Origin of the sequence: Enterobacter soli ATCC BAA-2102 (assembly GCF_001654845.1) — a bacterium.
Classification (GTDB): Bacteria; Pseudomonadota; Gammaproteobacteria; order Enterobacterales; family Enterobacteriaceae; genus Enterobacter; species Enterobacter soli.
The window spans coordinates 213,235-228,539 of the sequence record NZ_LXES01000040.1 but is presented as its reverse complement, the minus strand read 5'-3'; the positions used below and the strand labels follow the sequence as shown (position 1 = coordinate 228,539).

Genomic DNA, 15,305 nt, shown 5'->3' with positions numbered 1-15,305 from the left:
ATGCTCTCAGGTTTATTTTCACGCTCCGCGGCCAGTGCCGCGGATTTTTCACATCAGGAACAGGCAAGCGTTGAGTTTCGTGACGTGGTAAAAAGCTACGGCGACCATCACGTGCTAAAAGGCATTAATCTCAGCATTACCCCTGGCGAAGTGGTTGCCATTCTTGGCCCTTCCGGTTCCGGTAAATCCACCCTTATCCGCCTTATCAACCAGCTTGAAACCCTGAACGGCGGTGAGATCCTTATCGATAACAAACCCACCGGACAACTCACCGGGGCCGCGCTTCGCAAGCTGCGCAGCCGCGTAGGGTTCGTTTTCCAGCAATTCAATCTTTACGCCCATCTTACAGCCAGCCAGAACATCACCCTGGCGCTGGAGCATGTTCATGGCTGGAAACCGCAGCCCGCTGAGGAACGCGCCCTTGAGTTGCTCAACAACGTTGGGATGCTGGAAAAAGCGCACCACTTTCCTGCGGAGCTTTCCGGCGGCCAGCAACAGCGGGTGGCGATCGCACGCGCGCTGGCCTCTTCACCGCAAATCATCCTGTTTGATGAGCCCACTTCCGCGCTGGATCCAGAGATGATTGGCGAGGTGCTATTTGTGATGAAAACGCTGGCCCACAGCGGGATCACCATGATTGTGGTAACGCATGAAATGCAGTTCGCCCGTGAAATTGCCGACCGGATTGTCTTTATCGACGGCGGGCAAATTCTGGAAACCGCGCCACCTGAGCAGTTCTTTACCCAGCCTGTTCATCCGCGCGCGCAGCGTTTCCTGCAAAAAGTGCTTAACCCGCTGCATCAGGAGCATCTGTAATGCCTGCGCTCGACTGGCACGGGGTGCTGACCGGGCAACCCCTGCAATGGATCCTCTCCGGTTTTCTGACCACGCTATGGGTCACGCTCGCCGGTGTGATTCTGGCAAGCCTTCTGGCACTTCTCTTTCTGCTGCTACGTCTTTCAGGTGGACGAGTCGGACATGCCATCGTCAGCGGCTGGGTTTCGCTGTTTCGCAATACTCCGTTACTGGTGCAATTGCTGTTCTGGTATTTCGCTGCCTGGAACGGGCTGCCGCAGGCGTTTCGCGAACTGGTGAATGCCGATCACAGCTGGTCGGTTTTACCCGGTAACGTCTGGTGGTTCGCGCCGGAATTCCTCTGCTCCGCCTGGGGACTCGGCGTTTTCACCTCGGCCTTTTTGATTGAGGAGGTGGAGTCCGGATTGCGCTCCGTCCCTGGTGGGCAGCGGGAAGCCGCGCTGGCTCAGGGGTTTTCTGCATGGCGGCTTTTTCGTTACATCCTTCTGCCACAGGGGCTTGCGAACGCCTGGCAGCCCATCGTTGGGCAGTATCTCAATCTGATGAAGCTGTCATCGCTTGCCAGCGGGATTGGGTTTGCCGAACTCACCTACCAGGTGCGACAAATCGAAAGCTATAACGCTCATGCGCTGGAGGCGTTTAGCGTGGGAACCGTGCTCTATCTGGTGACCGGGGTCGCCATTGGGTTGATCCTCGCGCGAACAGGTCCGTCGATAAAAAAACGCACCCGCCGCCCACGGGCCGCTATCGCCAACACAGGGAGTGAGAACGTATGATTGCCGGGCTGAATGTTATTACTGATAACCTGGATTATTTACTCTGGGGCCGTCTGGCGTCCGGTGAACCCGGCGGCGTGCTTCTGACGCTGCTGATGGCGCTGGGTGCCGCCGCGCTGGCGCTACCGGGCGGTATCGGGCTGGCGTGTCTCGCCTGGCGTTTTCCGGGGGTGGTACGCAACACGCTCTTTTTGTGGGCAGAGCTTATCCGTGGTATCCCGCTTATCTTTGTTATTTTCTGGATGTGGTATCTCTTGCCACTGATCACCGGAGGGGATTTACCCGGCGCGATGACCGTCACGCTGGCGCTGGCATGGTTTAGTGCGGCAGCGGTGATGCATTCGGTGTTGTCGGGGCTGAGCGCGTTGCCCGCCGGGCAGTATGAAGCGGCACTGACCCAGGGATTTAGCACGGGACAGACGCTGTGGCGGATTTTATTGCCGCAGGTTTTACGCAATATTCTGCCGTCACTGCTGGGTATTTTTATCAGCCTGCTGAAAGACACGTCTCTGGCTTTTATTGTAAACGTGCCTGAACTGACCACGGTGACGGGGCAAGTGAACAACCGGGTGCAGATTTACCCGGCCGCCATTTTTATCTTTACCGGTGTGGTTTATTACCTGCTGTGCTGCTCTCTTGAGCAGCTCGCGAAACGCTGGCGCATTACCCGGCCAGCGCTTTAACCACGGTTTCCATGGCCTGAGTGGTCAACTCGCTACGCTTGACGCGCTGGTTCGCCAGCGCGGTACGCAGCACGCCGGCAATGACAATATGTTTTGGCTCTTGTCCTAAATCACGCATTTCAAGCACGACCTTCCCTACCACCCGGCACATCTCCTGGTACAGCGCGTCATCTTTGGTCACATTGCCCATTGCTCTCACTCCATTGCTCTAAAGACTCAGCTTAAATGATTCGTCGGCTGGATACAAAAAAGAAGCCCGGCGAGAAACTCGCCGGGCTTCATCTGTGAAATCAAATGATTAGTTGTTTACCGGAATCACAGCGCCTTTGTATTTGGTGCGGATCCAGTCCTGAATTTCTTTAGAATGCAGCACGTTCACCAGCGCCACGATATCTTTCTTCTTCTCGTCACCACGGTGCACCGTAATGATGTTGGCATATGGGTTGTTTTCACCGCTCTCTACCGCGATAGGATCGTGAACCGGATCCAGACCGGCATCAATCGCGTAGTTCGCATTGATAACCACCGCAGCGCCTTCGTCGTTGTTGTACATCTGCGGCAGCAGAGACGCTTCTACGTTAGGTGTGAATTGCAGTTTTTTCGGGTTTTCAACGATATCGCTGATGCGCGCCGTCACTTTATCGATGCCCGGCTTGAGCTTAATCACGCCCTCTTTTTCGAAGATGGAGAGAATACGGCCTTCTTCAGACACCGCATCACGCATGATGATTTTGCCGCCTTCCGGCAGATCTTTCAGGGATTTGTATTTTTTGGAGTAAATCCCGATTGGCTCGATATGGATAGCGCCCGCGCTGACAAAATCGTAATCCTTGTCGCCCGCATGATCTTTCAGCACGCTGTTCAGATAAGGAATGTGCTGGAAGTAGTTCGCATCAATGTCGTGCCCTGCCAGCGCGGTGTTTGGCAGAATGTAGTCCTGGAACGGTTTAATCTCCAGATCGATACCTTGTTTTGCCAGAATCGGTTTCGCCTGCTCCAGAATTTCGGCGTGCGGGGTGTTGGACGCGCCCACGGTCAGGGTATCCGCCCAGGAGGCGAAGCTCAGGGCACTCAGGGTTGCTGCGGCAATCAGTGTCAGTGTCTTTTTCATGATGATGGTTCCTGTGTGTTGTTGTTACCCTAAATAGTTCGAGTCACAGGAAGGCGGCAAGTGAGCGAATCCCCAGGAGCTTACCAGTGTAAGTGACTGGGGTGAACGAATGCAGCCAACGCGCCTGAGGCTCGAAATATGACGGGTATTAGCGTTTATCTAACAGTGATGTAAGGATGTCGCCGCAGAACTGGATAATGAAAACGATGATCAAAATGGTCACCGTTGCCACCAGCGTGACGTCACCGTGGTTGCGCTGGAATCCTTCCAGATAAGCCAGATTTCCCAAACCACCGGCGCCAATCACCCCCGCCATTGCGCTGTAACTCACCAGCGCGATCAGCGTCACCGTAATACCTGATACCAGTGCAGGTGATGATTCCGGCAGTAAAACCCGAAAAACTAACGTGCTCAGCCGTGCGCCCATCGAGCGCGTGGCTTCAATGACCCCTTTGTCCACTTCACGCAGGGCAATCTCTACCAGACGGGCGTAAAACGGGGCTGCCCCCACAATCAGGGCGGGCAGCGCCGCATTCGCGCCAAGAATGGTGCCGACGATGGTCTTGGTGAACGGGATCAACAAAACAATCAGGATGATGAACGGGATTGAGCGGAACACGTTCACCACAATCGAAATGACGCTGTAGACCGTCCGGTTCTGGAACAACCCGCCGCGTGCGGTCAGGAACAACGCCAGGCCCAGTACAATGCCCAGCACAAAGGTCGCAACGCCCGAAAGCGCGGTCATGTACAACGTTTCCTGGGTTGCCGCCCAGAGCTGGTCCCATTTCAGATGGGGGAACAGATTTTCAGCCATGTTTAATTACCTCGCCTTCAATATCGCTGTGCTTCAGGTCGGCGAGGATATTGTTCAGTTGTTCGTCAGATGCCACTACATGTACCCATAACTGGCCAAACACACCGTGGGCAGTTTGCGTCATTTTCCCGTGCAGAATGTTAAACGGCAGGCCGTAGCGTAACGTCAGCTCACCCACGACCGGTTTGTGCGTGCTGTGTCCGGTGAACGTCAGTCGGATCACCGTCCCTTCCAGTTCACTTGCAAGCTCGGTATTAAATGTCTCTTCTTCCGCATACTGGCTCACCTGGCGCACAAACTGTTGGGTGATCGGCTGTTGTGGATGGGTGAAGACGCTCAGCACGTCCCCTTCTTCCACCACTTTGCCGTTTTCCATCACCGCCACACGGTCACAAATTTTGCGCACCACGTGCATTTCGTGGGTGATCAACACGATGGTCAGTTTGAATCGACGGTTAATGTCCAGCAGCAGATCGAGGATCTGATCGGTAGTCTGCGGGTCGAGCGCAGACGTTGCCTCATCGCACAGCAGTACGTCAGGATTGTTCGCCAGTGCGCGCGCAATACCCACGCGCTGCTTCTGCCCACCGCTCAGCTGTGACGGATAGGCATTTTCGCGGCCTTTCAGCCCAACCAGCTCCACCAGTTCGGCCACACGCGCTTTAATGCGGGCTTTCGGCACGCCTGCGATTTGCATTGAGAAGGCGATATTCTCGTTTACCGTGCGCGACCACAGCAGGTTGAAGTGCTGGAAAACCATGCTGATTTTCAGGCGAGCCTGGCGCAGCGCCTCACCTTTGGCGGCAGAGATATCCTGCCCGTTAATGGTCACGCTGCCAGTGCTGGGTTTTTCCAGGCCGTTCAGCAGGCGGATCAGGGTGCTTTTACCTGCGCCGCTGTAGCCAATGATTCCGTAAATCTGTCCCTGTTCAACCGTCAAATTGACGTTATCAACGGCAGTGAGCGCCACCTTCCCGTTGTCAAAAATCTTCGAAATATTCCTGAGAACTATCATTCTTCTTCGTTATCCGTTACGCATATAGCGGTTTAGCAGTATGGATGTCCAAACGATAGTAATCAGCGATTATCCGCTTTTAAATGACCAAAAAGGAATTTGTTATAACCAAAAGAAATAAAAGGCGAATTTACTGGGCGGGAAGCAAATAGCTCAATTTCAGTAATGATTATCTGCCAGACGCATATATCGCGGCCCTGAGGGGGGCAATTCGCTCATTTTTACAGCATTTTATACCGATATAGCCATCCCCACTTCCAGACCACTTTACGTCTTGCTGCCTGGGCTTCTGAAATAGTCATTAATATTACTTTCCGTTCTAAAAAGCAGTTAAACGTTCTTTATCGATAAATTTTCGCCGCACTATCATCCTGTCATGACCTTCATACAGGAAAAAACCATGACGATTTATCACTCCGTCACCGAACTGATTGGCCGTACTCCGCTTATTCAGCTGCATAAGCTCAATACCGGTTCTTGCGCCTTGTTTCTGAAGCTGGAAAACCAGAACCCGGGCGGCTCTATCAAAGATCGTGTTGCGTTGTCGATGATTAACGAAGCCGAGCGCAACGGCCAGCTACGGCCCGGCGGGACGATTATTGAGGCCACCGCAGGCAATACCGGGCTTGGCCTGGCGTTAATCGCCGCGCAAAAAGGCTACTCACTGATCCTGGTCGTCCCCGACAAAATGAGCCGTGAGAAAATTTTCCACCTGCGCGCGTTGGGCGCGCAGGTGGTGCTGACGCGTTCAGACGTTAATAAAGGCCATCCGGCCTATTATCAGGATTACGCGCAGCGCCTGGCGAATGAGCTACCCGGCGCGTTTTATATCGATCAGTTTAATAATGACGCCAACCCGCTGGCCCACCGCACAACCACGGCACCGGAGTTGTATGAACAACTTGATGGCGATATCGACGCTATTGTGGTTGGCGTGGGCTCCGGCGGTACGCTTGGCGGCCTTCAGGCGTGGTTTGCTGAACATTCTCCCCACACGGAGTTTGTGCTCGCCGATCCCGCGGGTTCCGTTCTGGCCGATCAGGTCGAAACCGGGCATTACCATCATGCGGGCTCATGGCTGGTCGAGGGAATTGGCGAAGACTTTATTCCCCCGCTGGCGCATATCGAAGGCGTCAACCGCGCCTGGCGTATCACTGACCGCGAAGCGTTCACTACCGCCCGCGAGCTGCTGAAAACAGAAGGCATTCTGGCAGGCTCTTCCAGCGGCACGCTGCTGGCGGCGGCACTGAAATATTGCCAGGCGCAGACAACCCCCAAACGCGTGGTGACGTTCGCCTGTGACAGCGGGAATAAGTATCTGTCGAAAATGTTCAACGACGACTGGATGCGTCAGCAGGGGCTTATCTCTCGCCCGCAGGCAGGCGATCTCTCTGACTACATCGCCCTGCGTCATGATGAAGGCGCCACGGTAACCGCCGCCCCGGATGACACGCTCTCCACCGTGCTGGCACGGATGCGTCTGTACGACATCTCGCAACTTCCGGTTCTGGATGATGGCAAGGTCGTCGGCATCATCGATGAGTGGGATCTGCTGCGTCACATCGGCGGTGACGGTGACCGTTTCGCCCTTCCCGTCACCAGTGCCATGACGCGCCAGGTGGAGTTTCTGGATAAACGCGCCCCGGAAAGTGCGCTGAACGCGATTTTCGACCGCGGCCTGGTAGCCGTCATTAATGACAACGATCGTTTTCTGGGTCTGATTACGCGCAGCGACGTTCTTACCGCCTGGCGCAACCGCCTGCAACCATAAAGGAAGAGACAATGAAAAATTTAGCGACCCTCAGCGTACACAGCGGTGAATTTAACGACCAACACGGCGCGGTGATGCCCCCCATTTACGCCACATCGACGTTTGCGCAACCGTCACCGGGTGAACATACGGGCTACGAATATTCCCGCAGCGGGAATCCAACCCGCCACGCCCTTGAAACCGCCATTGCCGAACTGGAAAGCGGCACCCGCGGTTATGCCTTTGCCTCCGGGCTGGCAGCGATTGCCACGGTGCTGGAGCTGCTGGATAAAGACAGCCACATCGTTGCCATTGATGATGTCTACGGCGGGACGTACCGCCTGTTTGAAAATGTGCGCAAGCGCAGCACCGGATTGCAGGTCAGTTGGGTTAAGCCGGGCGACGTGGAAGCACTGGAAGCCGCTATCCGCCCCGACACGCGAATGGTGTGGGTCGAAACGCCGACGAATCCCCTGCTCAAGCTTGCCGACCTGGCTGCGATTGCGGATATTGCCCGCCGCCATCGCCTCATCAGCGTCGCCGACAACACGTTTGCTTCGCCGGTTATTCACCGCCCGCTGGAGTCGGGGTTTGATATCGTGGTGCACTCCGCAACCAAATACCTGAACGGTCATTCCGATGTGGTTGCCGGGGTGGCAGTTGTGGGCGAAAACCCGGAACTGGCCGATAAACTGGGTTACCTGCAAAATGCGGTGGGCGGTGTGCTCGATCCGTTCAGCAGTTTCCTCACGCTGCGAGGAATACGCACCCTTTCATTGCGCGTGGAGAAGCACAGTGCCAACGCCCTGGCGATTGCGCAATGGCTGGAGCAGCACCCGCAGGTAGAAAAAGTCTGGTTCCCCTGGCTTGAGTCCCATCCGCAGTATCAACTCGCGCGCAGGCAGATGGCGCTGCCCGGCGGCATGATTTCAGTGGTGGTAAAAGGCGATGCGCAACGGGCGACGGCGATTATCCGTAAGCTGAAACTGTTTACCCTGGCGGAAAGCCTGGGCGGCGTTGAAAGCCTGGTCAGCCAGCCTTACAGCATGACCCATGCCTCGATTCCGCCCGAGCAACGGCGGGCAAACGGTATTGTGCCGCAGCTGATCCGTCTTTCGGTGGGTATTGAAGATGTGCAGGATTTAATTGCCGACCTGGATCAGGCGCTAAAAATTTGAGCTAAATGCGGCAGGTGACGAGCCTGCCGCCATAAGTTGTCATTATGCCTTAACGCGTTGATAACAATCTTATGTGAATCTGCACAGATTATTTTTGAAACGCTGTTTTCATTTTCCTTTTGTCTGAAAATCAGCGTATAATGCGCGCCTAATCCCTGGTGAATGGTTTCAGCGCTTGGAATACAAAAAACAACGTACAACTTTTCCTCTCCTCCGTTGGGCTGACACTCAGGCACACTTTCTTCTGCACGCTCATTTGATGTCTCCTATCCTTAGTGCGTGTCATATACTCTTTTGCAACACAGGTTTGACTCCGCGGCGGTGCGCCCCCGGAGCGAGATTTCCATATCCTTCCCAACTTAAAGACTAAGACTGTCATGAAAAAGACGAAAATTGTTTGCACCATCGGCCCGAAAACCGAATCTGAAGAGATGCTGACCAAAATGCTGGACGCCGGCATGAACGTTATGCGTCTGAACTTCTCCCACGGTGACTATGCTGAACATGGTCAGCGTATCCAGAACTTGCGCAACGTGATGAGCAAGACCGGTAAAAAAGCAGCAATCCTGCTCGATACCAAAGGTCCTGAAATCCGTACCATCAAACTGGAAGGCGGTAACGACGTTTCTCTGAAAGCTGGCCAGACCTTCACCTTCACCACTGACAAGTCTGTTGTCGGCAACAACGAAATCGTTGCTGTGACCTATGAAGGCTTCACCAGCGATCTGTCCGTCGGTAACACCGTTCTGGTGGACGATGGTCTGATCGGTATGGAAGTTACCGCTATCGAAGGTAACAACGTTATCTGTAAAGTGCTGAACAACGGCGACCTGGGTGAAAACAAAGGCGTTAACCTGCCGGGCGTTTCCATCGCACTGCCAGCACTGGCTGAAAAAGACAAGCAAGACCTGATCTTCGGTTGCGAGCAAGGCGTTGATTTCGTTGCAGCGTCCTTTATCCGTAAACGTTCCGACGTGGTTGAAATCCGTGAGCACCTGAAAGCGCACGGCGGCGAGAAGATCCAGATCATCTCCAAAATCGAAAACCAGGAAGGCCTGAACAACTTCGACGAAATCCTCGAAGCGTCTGACGGTATCATGGTTGCTCGTGGTGACCTGGGTGTTGAAATCCCGGTTGAAGAAGTTATCTTCGCGCAGAAGATGATGATCGAGAAGTGTGTTCGCGCGCGTAAAGTGGTTATCACCGCAACGCAGATGCTGGACTCCATGATCAAAAACCCACGCCCAACCCGCGCAGAAGCAGGTGACGTGGCGAACGCCATCCTGGACGGTACTGACGCAGTCATGCTGTCTGGCGAATCCGCTAAAGGTAAATACCCGCTGGAAGCCGTAAGCATCATGGCAACCATCTGTGAACGTACCGACCGCGTGATGACCAGCCGTCTGGACTACAACAACGACAGCCGTAAACTGCGCATCACTGAAGCTGTGTGCCGCGGTGCAGTAGAAACTGCTGAGAAACTGGAAGCACCACTGATCGTAGTTGCGACCCAGGGCGGTAAATCTGCACGTGCTATCCGTAAATACTTCCCGGATGCCACCATTCTGGCGCTGACCACCAACGAAACCACTGCCCGTCAGCTGGTTCTGAGCAAAGGTGTTGTTCCTCACCTGGTGAAAGAGATCGCGTCTACAGACGATTTCTACCGTCTGGGTAAAGAAGTCGCTCTGCAACTCGTTGAACGCGGCCTGGCACAGAAAGGCGACGTTGTGGTGATGGTTTCTGGTGCTCTGGTACCAGCAGGTACAACCAACACTGCATCTGTTCACGTGCTGTAATAATTCTCGAACGAATTAATTTTTTGATAAAAGCGCCCTTCGGGGCGCTTTTTTTATTCCTGGCATTAGCCAGATTTATTCAAAAAGCAAATCGGGTTTTTCTATTTAATAGCGATTTATCTAAGATGAATCCGATGAAAAATGCCTTTTTTAACATAGCTTTTTCGACAAAAATGCCGAATTCGTTGCTTCTTTGAGCGAACGATCAAAAATAGGCGTATTCCCATCAAAAAAATATTCTCAACCTAAAAAACTTTGTGTAATACTTGTAACGCTACATGGAGATTAACTCAATCTAGAGGGTATTAATAATGAATCGTACTAAACTGGTACTGGGCGCGGTAATCCTGGGTTCTACTCTGCTGGCTGGTTGCTCCAGCAACGCTAAAATCGATCAGCTGTCTTCTGACGTTCAGACTCTGAACGCTAAAGTTGACCAGCTGAGCAACGACGTGAACGCAATGCGTTCCGACGTTCAGGCTGCTAAAGACGACGCAGCTCGCGCTAACCAGCGTCTGGACAACCAGGCTACTAAATACCGTAAGTAATAGTACCTGTTAATAAAATGGCGCACATTGTGCGCCATTTTTTTTGCCTTCACTTCTACTGTGTAACCTTCTCACCCTCGCCTTCTGACACCGCCGCAGACGCCCGACTGTTCTGCACCGATAACACCGTATTATTCGCTGACGGGCCATTGCCTGCTGACACCACGACCGGGATCCCCGCACGGCGCGCTAACGCCTTGCTGACGAGCGCTTTATCACTCCCGGGCTGAGTCACAAAAGTAGCAAAGTCGGTTGAGTGGTTAATTGGCGTTGTTTGCGGATTTTCCCCTTCTTGCTGTGCCAGAGGACGGTGGACCTCAACGTAGCGTCTGCCATCGGGCTCAACGGCGTATTTCACCGGCTCGTTGATGATTTGCACCCGCGTGCCGACGCGCGCCTGCTCAAACAGCGCCTTAATGTCCGGCGCGTTCATGCGCATACACCCGGAGCTCACCCGCAACCCTACACTGTCAGGCGCACTTGTTCCGTGAATGAGATATTCCCCATTACCCACACCTAAACGCAGTGCGAAGCGGCCTAAAGGGTTATTAGGCCCGGCGGGGACTACCGGGGGCAGTTTAATGCCCTGCGCCAGTGAGCGCGCTCTGATGCCCGGTGTCGGCGTCCAGGTTGGATTAGGGATTTTCTGACTCACACGCGTGGTCGTGACCGGGGTTTCCAGACCCAGTTGCCCAATACCCAGCGGGAAAACCTGAACGATGTTTTCGCCAGGCGGGAAGTAGTACAGCCGCAGCTCAGCCAGATTCACGACAATGCCTTCACGTGGCGTATCCGGCAGGAGCATCTGGGATGGGATTGTAATTACGGTTCCCGGCGCGGGGTTAACCGGGGCTATCGTATTATTCGTTTCAAGGATCAACTGTGCAGCAGTATTAAATCGTCGGGCAATGGCCTGAAGTTTATTGTCACCTTCCTGAATGGTGTAGGTTTGATTTTGACCAATAAGTCGGCTGCCGACAGGCGGCAACGGATAATCAACCGCCCAGGCCGAATTAAGCGCACCGAGCGAACCGAGGAGTAATAGAGTAATAATAGACGCGCGCTTCATGCTGAGATTCCTTATTCACTGGCAGAAAGCCAGAAAGCTGAAAAACCAGCGAGGCGGGAACCACCTCGCGAAACAGAATGAATGCTGTCTATTAAGTCTAGCTAATGATTGACGCTTTGGAGCGAATTGCGCGAATCATCGCTTCGAGTCCCTGAGAGCGGGATGGGGTGAGGTGTTGGGCCAGCGCCATTTTTTCAAACCAAGGGCGCACGTCAAAGGCGACAATATCCTGCGCGGACATCTGGTGATAAAGAATAAACACCACCGCGATAAGCCCCTTCACAATGGCCGCATCGCTGTCGCCCTGTAATTCAATGACGCCATCGTCGTTCTGGCGCATGACAATCCACACCTGGCTCTGGCAGCCCTGAATCGTGTTCTGCGGGTTATGCTCTTCTTCACCGAGCGGCGGCAAGCGCTGCCCCAGCTCGATAATATAGAGATATTTCTCTTCCCAGTTTGCGCAACGCCCAAAGTTACGCAGCAGTTTATCTCTGTCCGGCAAATCGGCCATCTCTTGCCTCTCCGTTATCCAAGCAGCTGGTGGATGCGTTTAAGTCCCGCCACCAGTCTGTCGACCTCTTCCATTGTGTTATACATCATCAGCGATGCCCGACACATCGCCGGCACCTGGTAAAATGCCATCAGCGGCATGGCGCAATGATGCCCGGTACGCACGGCCACGCCGTAATTATCCAGGAAGCTGCCCACGTCATAGGCATGGTGTTTACCCAGATTAAAGGCAATCACCCCTTTTCTGTTGGCCGGGCCGTATAAGACCAGATCCGGCACACTGGCCAGCTCCTGCAACGCGTAGTGCATCAGCACCTGCTCGTACTCCTGAATGGCATCAAGACCAATCGAAGAGATATATGCAATTGCCGCCCCCAGGCCGATGATCCCGCCCGTATTCGGTGTACCCGCTTCAAAGCGCCACGGCGCTCGTGCGTAGGTGGTGCCTTCCGTCAGGCTGACGGTGGCAATCATTGACCCGCCCCCTTCCCAGGGTGGCATGGCCTGCAAAATCGCGTCTTTGACATACAGCACGCCGATGCCGGTTGGCCCGTAGAGCTTATGCCCGGAAAACACGTAGAAATCGCAATCCAGTGCCTGCACGTCAATAGCGTGGTGCATCACGGCCTGCGCGCCATCAACCAGCACTTTCGCGCCGACCTGATGCGCTTTTTCGATGATCTCCGCCACCGGGTTTTCGGTACCCAGGACGTTAGAGACCTGCGTGACCGCCACCAGCCGGGTGCGTTCGTCGAGCAATACGTCGAGCTGCGCCAGCTGTAAGGTACCGTCCTCGTTCAGTGGGATCACGCGCAGCTGTGCGCCGGTGCGTTCGCAAAGCATCTGCCAGGGAACGATATTCGCGTGATGCTCCATCTGGGTGATGATGATGTTATCCCCGGCGTGAACCTGCGCGCTGCCCCAGCTATTCGCTACCAGGTTTATCCCTTCAGTGGTGCCGCGGACAAATACCAGCTCTTCCGGCGAGCGCGCATTGAGGAAAGCGGCCACCTGAGTGCGCACGTTTTCCATGCTCTGCGTCGCCTCAGCGCTGAGGGTATGAATACCGCGATGCACGGCGGCATAGCCGTGGCGGTAGAACTCCGCTTCAGCGTCAATCACCTGATTCGGTTTCTGAGCGCTGGCAGCACTGTCGAGATAAGCCAGCGGCAGACCGTTCACTTCACGGGTCAGAACCGGAAAATCTGCCCGTACTTTCTCTACGGGAAAACTCATGCTTCGCCTCCAGGCAGACGCTGACCAATACGTTCCAGCACCTGCTGTTTTAACGCGTTATCACGCAGCGCTTCCGTCAGTTCTGCCGCAAACGCGTAAATAATCATCTTCTGGGCCGCCTGTTTGTCGATCCCACGTGAGCGCAGATAGAACATCTGTTCATCGTCGATGCGGCCAACCGTGGCGCCGTGGCTGCACTTCACGTCGTCGGCGTAGATTTCAAGCTGCGGCTTGGTATCCACTTCCGCCAGGCGCCCCAGCAGCAGGTTATTGTTGGTCATCTGCCCGTCAGTTTTAATGGCGTGTTGCGCCACGTTAATCAGGCCGTTAAACACCGCGCGACCTTTATCGCTGACGATGGTTTTATGCAACTGGCGGCTGTTGCAGTAGCCTTTGTTGTGCTCAAGCCAGGTTCGGGTATCGCACACTTCCGATTTAACCGGCATTGCCAGGCTGTTAATGCGAAGCGTGATGTTTTCGCCATTCAGTTGCGTGCTGGTGTTGTGACGCAGCACCGCCCCCCCCAACAGGAAGCTGTGGCTATATGCCGCGGCATCGGCTCCCAGCAGAATATCGTTATGGGCAAAGTGGTGGCTGACCGGGTTTTCAAACGCCAGCTTGATATGGTGAAGTTGCGCATTGGCTGCCACGTTCATGGTCAGGCGCGCGCCGGTAAAGTGCGGTGCATCATTCAGGCTGACGTAGTGTTCAATGATCGTCGCTTCCGCCCCTTCGGCCAGCTCAAGATGGTGGCGGTAATGCGCGGTGTTGATCTCTTCGCCTGCCAGCCCCTGAGTGATATGCATCAGCAGCAACGGCTGCGCCGGACGCTGGTTACGCTTCACGCGGATCTGTGTGACGCTCTGCGCCAGACTTTCGGTGAGATGCAGGAACACTTCAGGCTGTACCGGTGCCGTGAGCGGCTGGCGGTCATCATTCACGGTGACCTCAAAGCCGCTGTCCTGAGTATTGTCACTCAGTTCCGGGTGGAAACGCCCGTCGACAAACACCAGACGCACCGCCTTCACGCTCAACGCCAGCAGATCGCACTGGGCCTTGCTGACATCCGCCAGCCGGGTCACAAACTGGCCGTTCAGCAATCCGTCGAGCGGAGTGTATTTCCAGTTTTCATGCTTACGCGTCGGCAATCCCAGACGCAGCATCTGTTGCAGGTGCTGTTGGGCATGTTCAGAGCGCAAGTCGCCCTGCGCTTCAAACAGGCGATGCCACTGCTGGAGTGCGTTACTGCTGTTCGGTAAGCCAGCCATAGCCCTGCTCCTCCAGTTGTTTGACCAGCGTAAAGTCGCCGGATTTCACAATGCGCCCTTGCCAGAGCACATGGACGTAATCCGGTTTAATGTAATCCAGAATGCGCTGGTAGTGAGTGACGATAATGAACGAGCGGTTGCCGTCGCGCAGGGAGTTTACGCCGTCCGCCACAATCTTAAGGGCATCGATATCCAGACCGGAGTCAGTCTCATCGAGAATGCACAGCTCCGGCTCCAGTACAGCCATTTGCAGAATGTCGTTACGCTTTTTCTCACCACCGGAGAAACCGACATTCACGGAGCGGGTCAGGAGGTCTTCCGGCATTTTTAGCAGTTTGATTTTCTCTTCCATCAGATCCTGGAAGTCAAAACGGTCGAGCGCCTCCAGCCCACGGTATTTACGCACCGCATTGAGCGCCGTTTGCAGGAAGAACTGGTTGCTGACGCCGGGGATTTCTACCGGATACTGGAAGGCCATAAAGATGCCCTCTCCCGCGCGGTCTTCCGGTGACATCTCTAGCAGATCTTTGCCGTTAAACTCGACGGTGCCGTTGGTCACTTCGTAATCTTCGCGTCCTGCCAGCGTCGCTGAAAGCGTACTTTTCCCGGAGCCGTTTGGCCCCATGATGGCGTGTACTTCTCCTGGTTTGACGTCAAAATTGAGGCCACGCAGGATCTCTTTGTCTTCCACGCTTACCTGTAAATCTTTAATACTTAACATGTGCT

Annotated in this window: 17 protein-coding genes; 8 read left to right on the top strand and 9 right to left on the bottom strand. The window is 54.5% G+C overall.

Translation table 11 applies throughout. The features are described 5' to 3' along the window. From M987_RS15005 to M987_RS14995, 3 genes are read left to right on the top strand one after another with little or no spacing between them, the layout of a single operon-like run. Nucleotides 1-816 (top strand): amino acid ABC transporter ATP-binding protein, encoded by an 816-nt coding sequence (locus M987_RS15005; RefSeq protein ID WP_014069948.1) that lies wholly within the window; start codon nucleotides 1-3, stop codon nucleotides 814-816. Next, complete coding sequence (locus M987_RS15000; protein ID WP_014069947.1) at nucleotides 816-1,592, top strand: amino acid ABC transporter permease; 777 nt, start codon at nucleotides 816-818, stop codon at nucleotides 1,590-1,592. Before M987_RS15005 ends, M987_RS15000 begins: the two co-directional genes overlap by 1 nt. Next, entirely contained in the window at nucleotides 1,589-2,275 is a 687-nt protein-coding gene (locus M987_RS14995; RefSeq protein WP_014069946.1) for an amino acid ABC transporter permease, read from the top strand. The genes M987_RS15000 and M987_RS14995 overlap by 4 nt, the downstream gene beginning before the upstream one ends. Here M987_RS14995 and fumD read toward each other — a convergent pair. The 4 genes from fumD to M987_RS14975 form a co-directional block, all read right to left on the bottom strand. Beyond that, nucleotides 2,256-2,465 carry a fumarate hydratase FumD gene (fumD, locus tag M987_RS14990; protein WP_014069945.1) on the bottom strand — a complete coding sequence of 70 codons (210 nt, stop codon included), beginning with the start codon at nucleotides 2,463-2,465 and terminating at the stop codon, nucleotides 2,256-2,258. The two genes, M987_RS14995 and fumD, sit on opposite strands and share 20 nt — an antisense overlap. Nucleotides 2,466-2,573: 108 nt before the next feature. Continuing rightward, nucleotides 2,574-3,386, bottom strand: a complete 813-nt coding sequence (locus M987_RS14985; protein WP_003857677.1) for a MetQ/NlpA family ABC transporter substrate-binding protein — start codon at nucleotides 3,384-3,386, stop codon at nucleotides 2,574-2,576. 148 nt (nucleotides 3,387-3,534) lie between these two features. Continuing rightward, on the bottom strand, nucleotides 3,535-4,203 hold the full coding sequence (locus tag M987_RS14980; protein ID WP_014069944.1) for a methionine ABC transporter permease: 669 nt from the start codon (nucleotides 4,201-4,203) through the stop codon (nucleotides 3,535-3,537). After that, nucleotides 4,196-5,218, bottom strand: coding sequence for a methionine ABC transporter ATP-binding protein (locus M987_RS14975; protein WP_014069943.1), 1,023 nt, complete (start codon nucleotides 5,216-5,218; stop codon nucleotides 4,196-4,198). The genes M987_RS14980 and M987_RS14975 overlap by 8 nt, the downstream gene beginning before the upstream one ends. Nucleotides 5,219-5,618: 400 nt before the next feature. On the opposite strand from M987_RS14975, the gene M987_RS14970 reads away from it, so the two are divergent. The 5 genes from M987_RS14970 to lpp all read left to right on the top strand — a co-directional run bounded on the left by M987_RS14970 (nucleotide 5,619) and on the right by lpp (nucleotide 10,493). Then, a complete protein-coding gene (locus M987_RS14970; RefSeq protein ID WP_014069942.1) occupies nucleotides 5,619-6,989 on the top strand; it encodes a pyridoxal-phosphate dependent enzyme in 1,371 nt (456 codons plus the stop codon). An 11-nt stretch (nucleotides 6,990-7,000) separates the two neighbouring features. Continuing rightward, nucleotides 7,001-8,146, top strand: a complete 1,146-nt coding sequence (locus M987_RS14965; protein ID WP_014069941.1) for a trans-sulfuration enzyme family protein — start codon at nucleotides 7,001-7,003, stop codon at nucleotides 8,144-8,146. A 175-nt stretch (nucleotides 8,147-8,321) separates the two neighbouring features. Continuing rightward, a complete protein-coding gene (gene ynhH, locus M987_RS25285) occupies nucleotides 8,322-8,516 on the top strand; it encodes a protein YnhH (RefSeq protein WP_420798209.1) in 195 nt (64 codons plus the stop codon). Between the two features lie 7 nt (nucleotides 8,517-8,523). Further along, nucleotides 8,524-9,945, top strand: coding sequence for a pyruvate kinase PykF (pykF, locus tag M987_RS14960; protein WP_014069939.1), 1,422 nt, complete (start codon nucleotides 8,524-8,526; stop codon nucleotides 9,943-9,945). Nucleotides 9,946-10,256: 311 nt separating this feature from the next. After that, nucleotides 10,257-10,493 carry a murein lipoprotein Lpp gene (lpp, locus tag M987_RS14955; RefSeq protein WP_001082307.1) on the top strand — a complete coding sequence of 79 codons (237 nt, stop codon included), beginning with the start codon at nucleotides 10,257-10,259 and terminating at the stop codon, nucleotides 10,491-10,493. Between the two features lie 55 nt (nucleotides 10,494-10,548). Here lpp and ldtE read toward each other — a convergent pair whose 3' ends face one another. From ldtE to sufC, 5 genes are all read right to left on the bottom strand, one after another. Continuing rightward, nucleotides 10,549-11,562, bottom strand: coding sequence for a L,D-transpeptidase LdtE (gene ldtE / locus M987_RS14950; RefSeq protein ID WP_014069938.1), 1,014 nt, complete (start codon nucleotides 11,560-11,562; stop codon nucleotides 10,549-10,551). A gap of 97 nt (nucleotides 11,563-11,659) precedes the next feature. After that, nucleotides 11,660-12,076: a cysteine desulfuration protein SufE gene (gene sufE / locus M987_RS14945; protein WP_014069937.1), complete on the bottom strand. Its 417-nt coding sequence runs from the start codon at nucleotides 12,074-12,076 to the stop codon at nucleotides 11,660-11,662. Between the two features lie 14 nt (nucleotides 12,077-12,090). Beyond that, complete coding sequence (gene sufS / locus M987_RS14940; protein WP_014069936.1) at nucleotides 12,091-13,311, bottom strand: cysteine desulfurase SufS; 1,221 nt, start codon at nucleotides 13,309-13,311, stop codon at nucleotides 12,091-12,093. Further along, nucleotides 13,308-14,579 (bottom strand): Fe-S cluster assembly protein SufD, encoded by a 1,272-nt coding sequence (sufD, locus tag M987_RS14935; protein WP_014069935.1) that lies wholly within the window; start codon nucleotides 14,577-14,579, stop codon nucleotides 13,308-13,310. Before sufD ends, sufS begins: the two co-directional genes overlap by 4 nt. Next, nucleotides 14,554-15,300 carry a Fe-S cluster assembly ATPase SufC gene (sufC, locus tag M987_RS14930; protein WP_014069934.1) on the bottom strand — a complete coding sequence of 249 codons (747 nt, stop codon included), beginning with the start codon at nucleotides 15,298-15,300 and terminating at the stop codon, nucleotides 14,554-14,556. Before sufC ends, sufD begins: the two co-directional genes overlap by 26 nt. Nucleotides 15,301-15,305: the final 5 nt, after the last annotated feature.

Bases quoted from the DNA above. Each gene is read 5' to 3' on its own strand.
- M987_RS15005 (WP_014069948.1), top strand. From the start codon at position 1: ATGCTCTCAGGTTTATTTTCACGCTCCGCGGCCAGTGCCGCGGATTTT.
- M987_RS15000 (WP_014069947.1), top strand. From the start codon at position 816: ATGCCTGCGCTCGACTGGCACGGGGTGCTGACCGGGCAACCCCTGCAA.
- sufE (WP_014069937.1), bottom strand. From the start codon at position 12,076: ATGGCCGATTTGCCGGACAGAGATAAACTGCTGCGTAACTTTGGGCGT.
- M987_RS14965 (WP_014069941.1), top strand. From the start codon at position 7,001: ATGAAAAATTTAGCGACCCTCAGCGTACACAGCGGTGAATTTAACGAC.
- pykF (WP_014069939.1), top strand. From the start codon at position 8,524: ATGAAAAAGACGAAAATTGTTTGCACCATCGGCCCGAAAACCGAATCT.
- sufC (WP_014069934.1), bottom strand. From the start codon at position 15,300: ATGTTAAGTATTAAAGATTTACAGGTAAGCGTGGAAGACAAAGAGATC.
- ldtE (WP_014069938.1), bottom strand. From the start codon at position 11,562: ATGAAGCGCGCGTCTATTATTACTCTATTACTCCTCGGTTCGCTCGGT.
- M987_RS14995 (WP_014069946.1), top strand. From the start codon at position 1,589: ATGATTGCCGGGCTGAATGTTATTACTGATAACCTGGATTATTTACTC.
- M987_RS14980 (WP_014069944.1), bottom strand. From the start codon at position 4,203: ATGGCTGAAAATCTGTTCCCCCATCTGAAATGGGACCAGCTCTGGGCG.
- sufD (WP_014069935.1), bottom strand. From the start codon at position 14,579: ATGGCTGGCTTACCGAACAGCAGTAACGCACTCCAGCAGTGGCATCGC.
- fumD (WP_014069945.1), bottom strand. From the start codon at position 2,465: ATGGGCAATGTGACCAAAGATGACGCGCTGTACCAGGAGATGTGCCGG.
- sufS (WP_014069936.1), bottom strand. From the start codon at position 13,311: ATGAGTTTTCCCGTAGAGAAAGTACGGGCAGATTTTCCGGTTCTGACC.
- M987_RS14970 (WP_014069942.1), top strand. From the start codon at position 5,619: ATGACGATTTATCACTCCGTCACCGAACTGATTGGCCGTACTCCGCTT.
- M987_RS14985 (WP_003857677.1), bottom strand. From the start codon at position 3,386: ATGAAAAAGACACTGACACTGATTGCCGCAGCAACCCTGAGTGCCCTG.
- M987_RS14975 (WP_014069943.1), bottom strand. From the start codon at position 5,218: ATGATAGTTCTCAGGAATATTTCGAAGATTTTTGACAACGGGAAGGTG.
- lpp (WP_001082307.1), top strand. From the start codon at position 10,257: ATGAATCGTACTAAACTGGTACTGGGCGCGGTAATCCTGGGTTCTACT.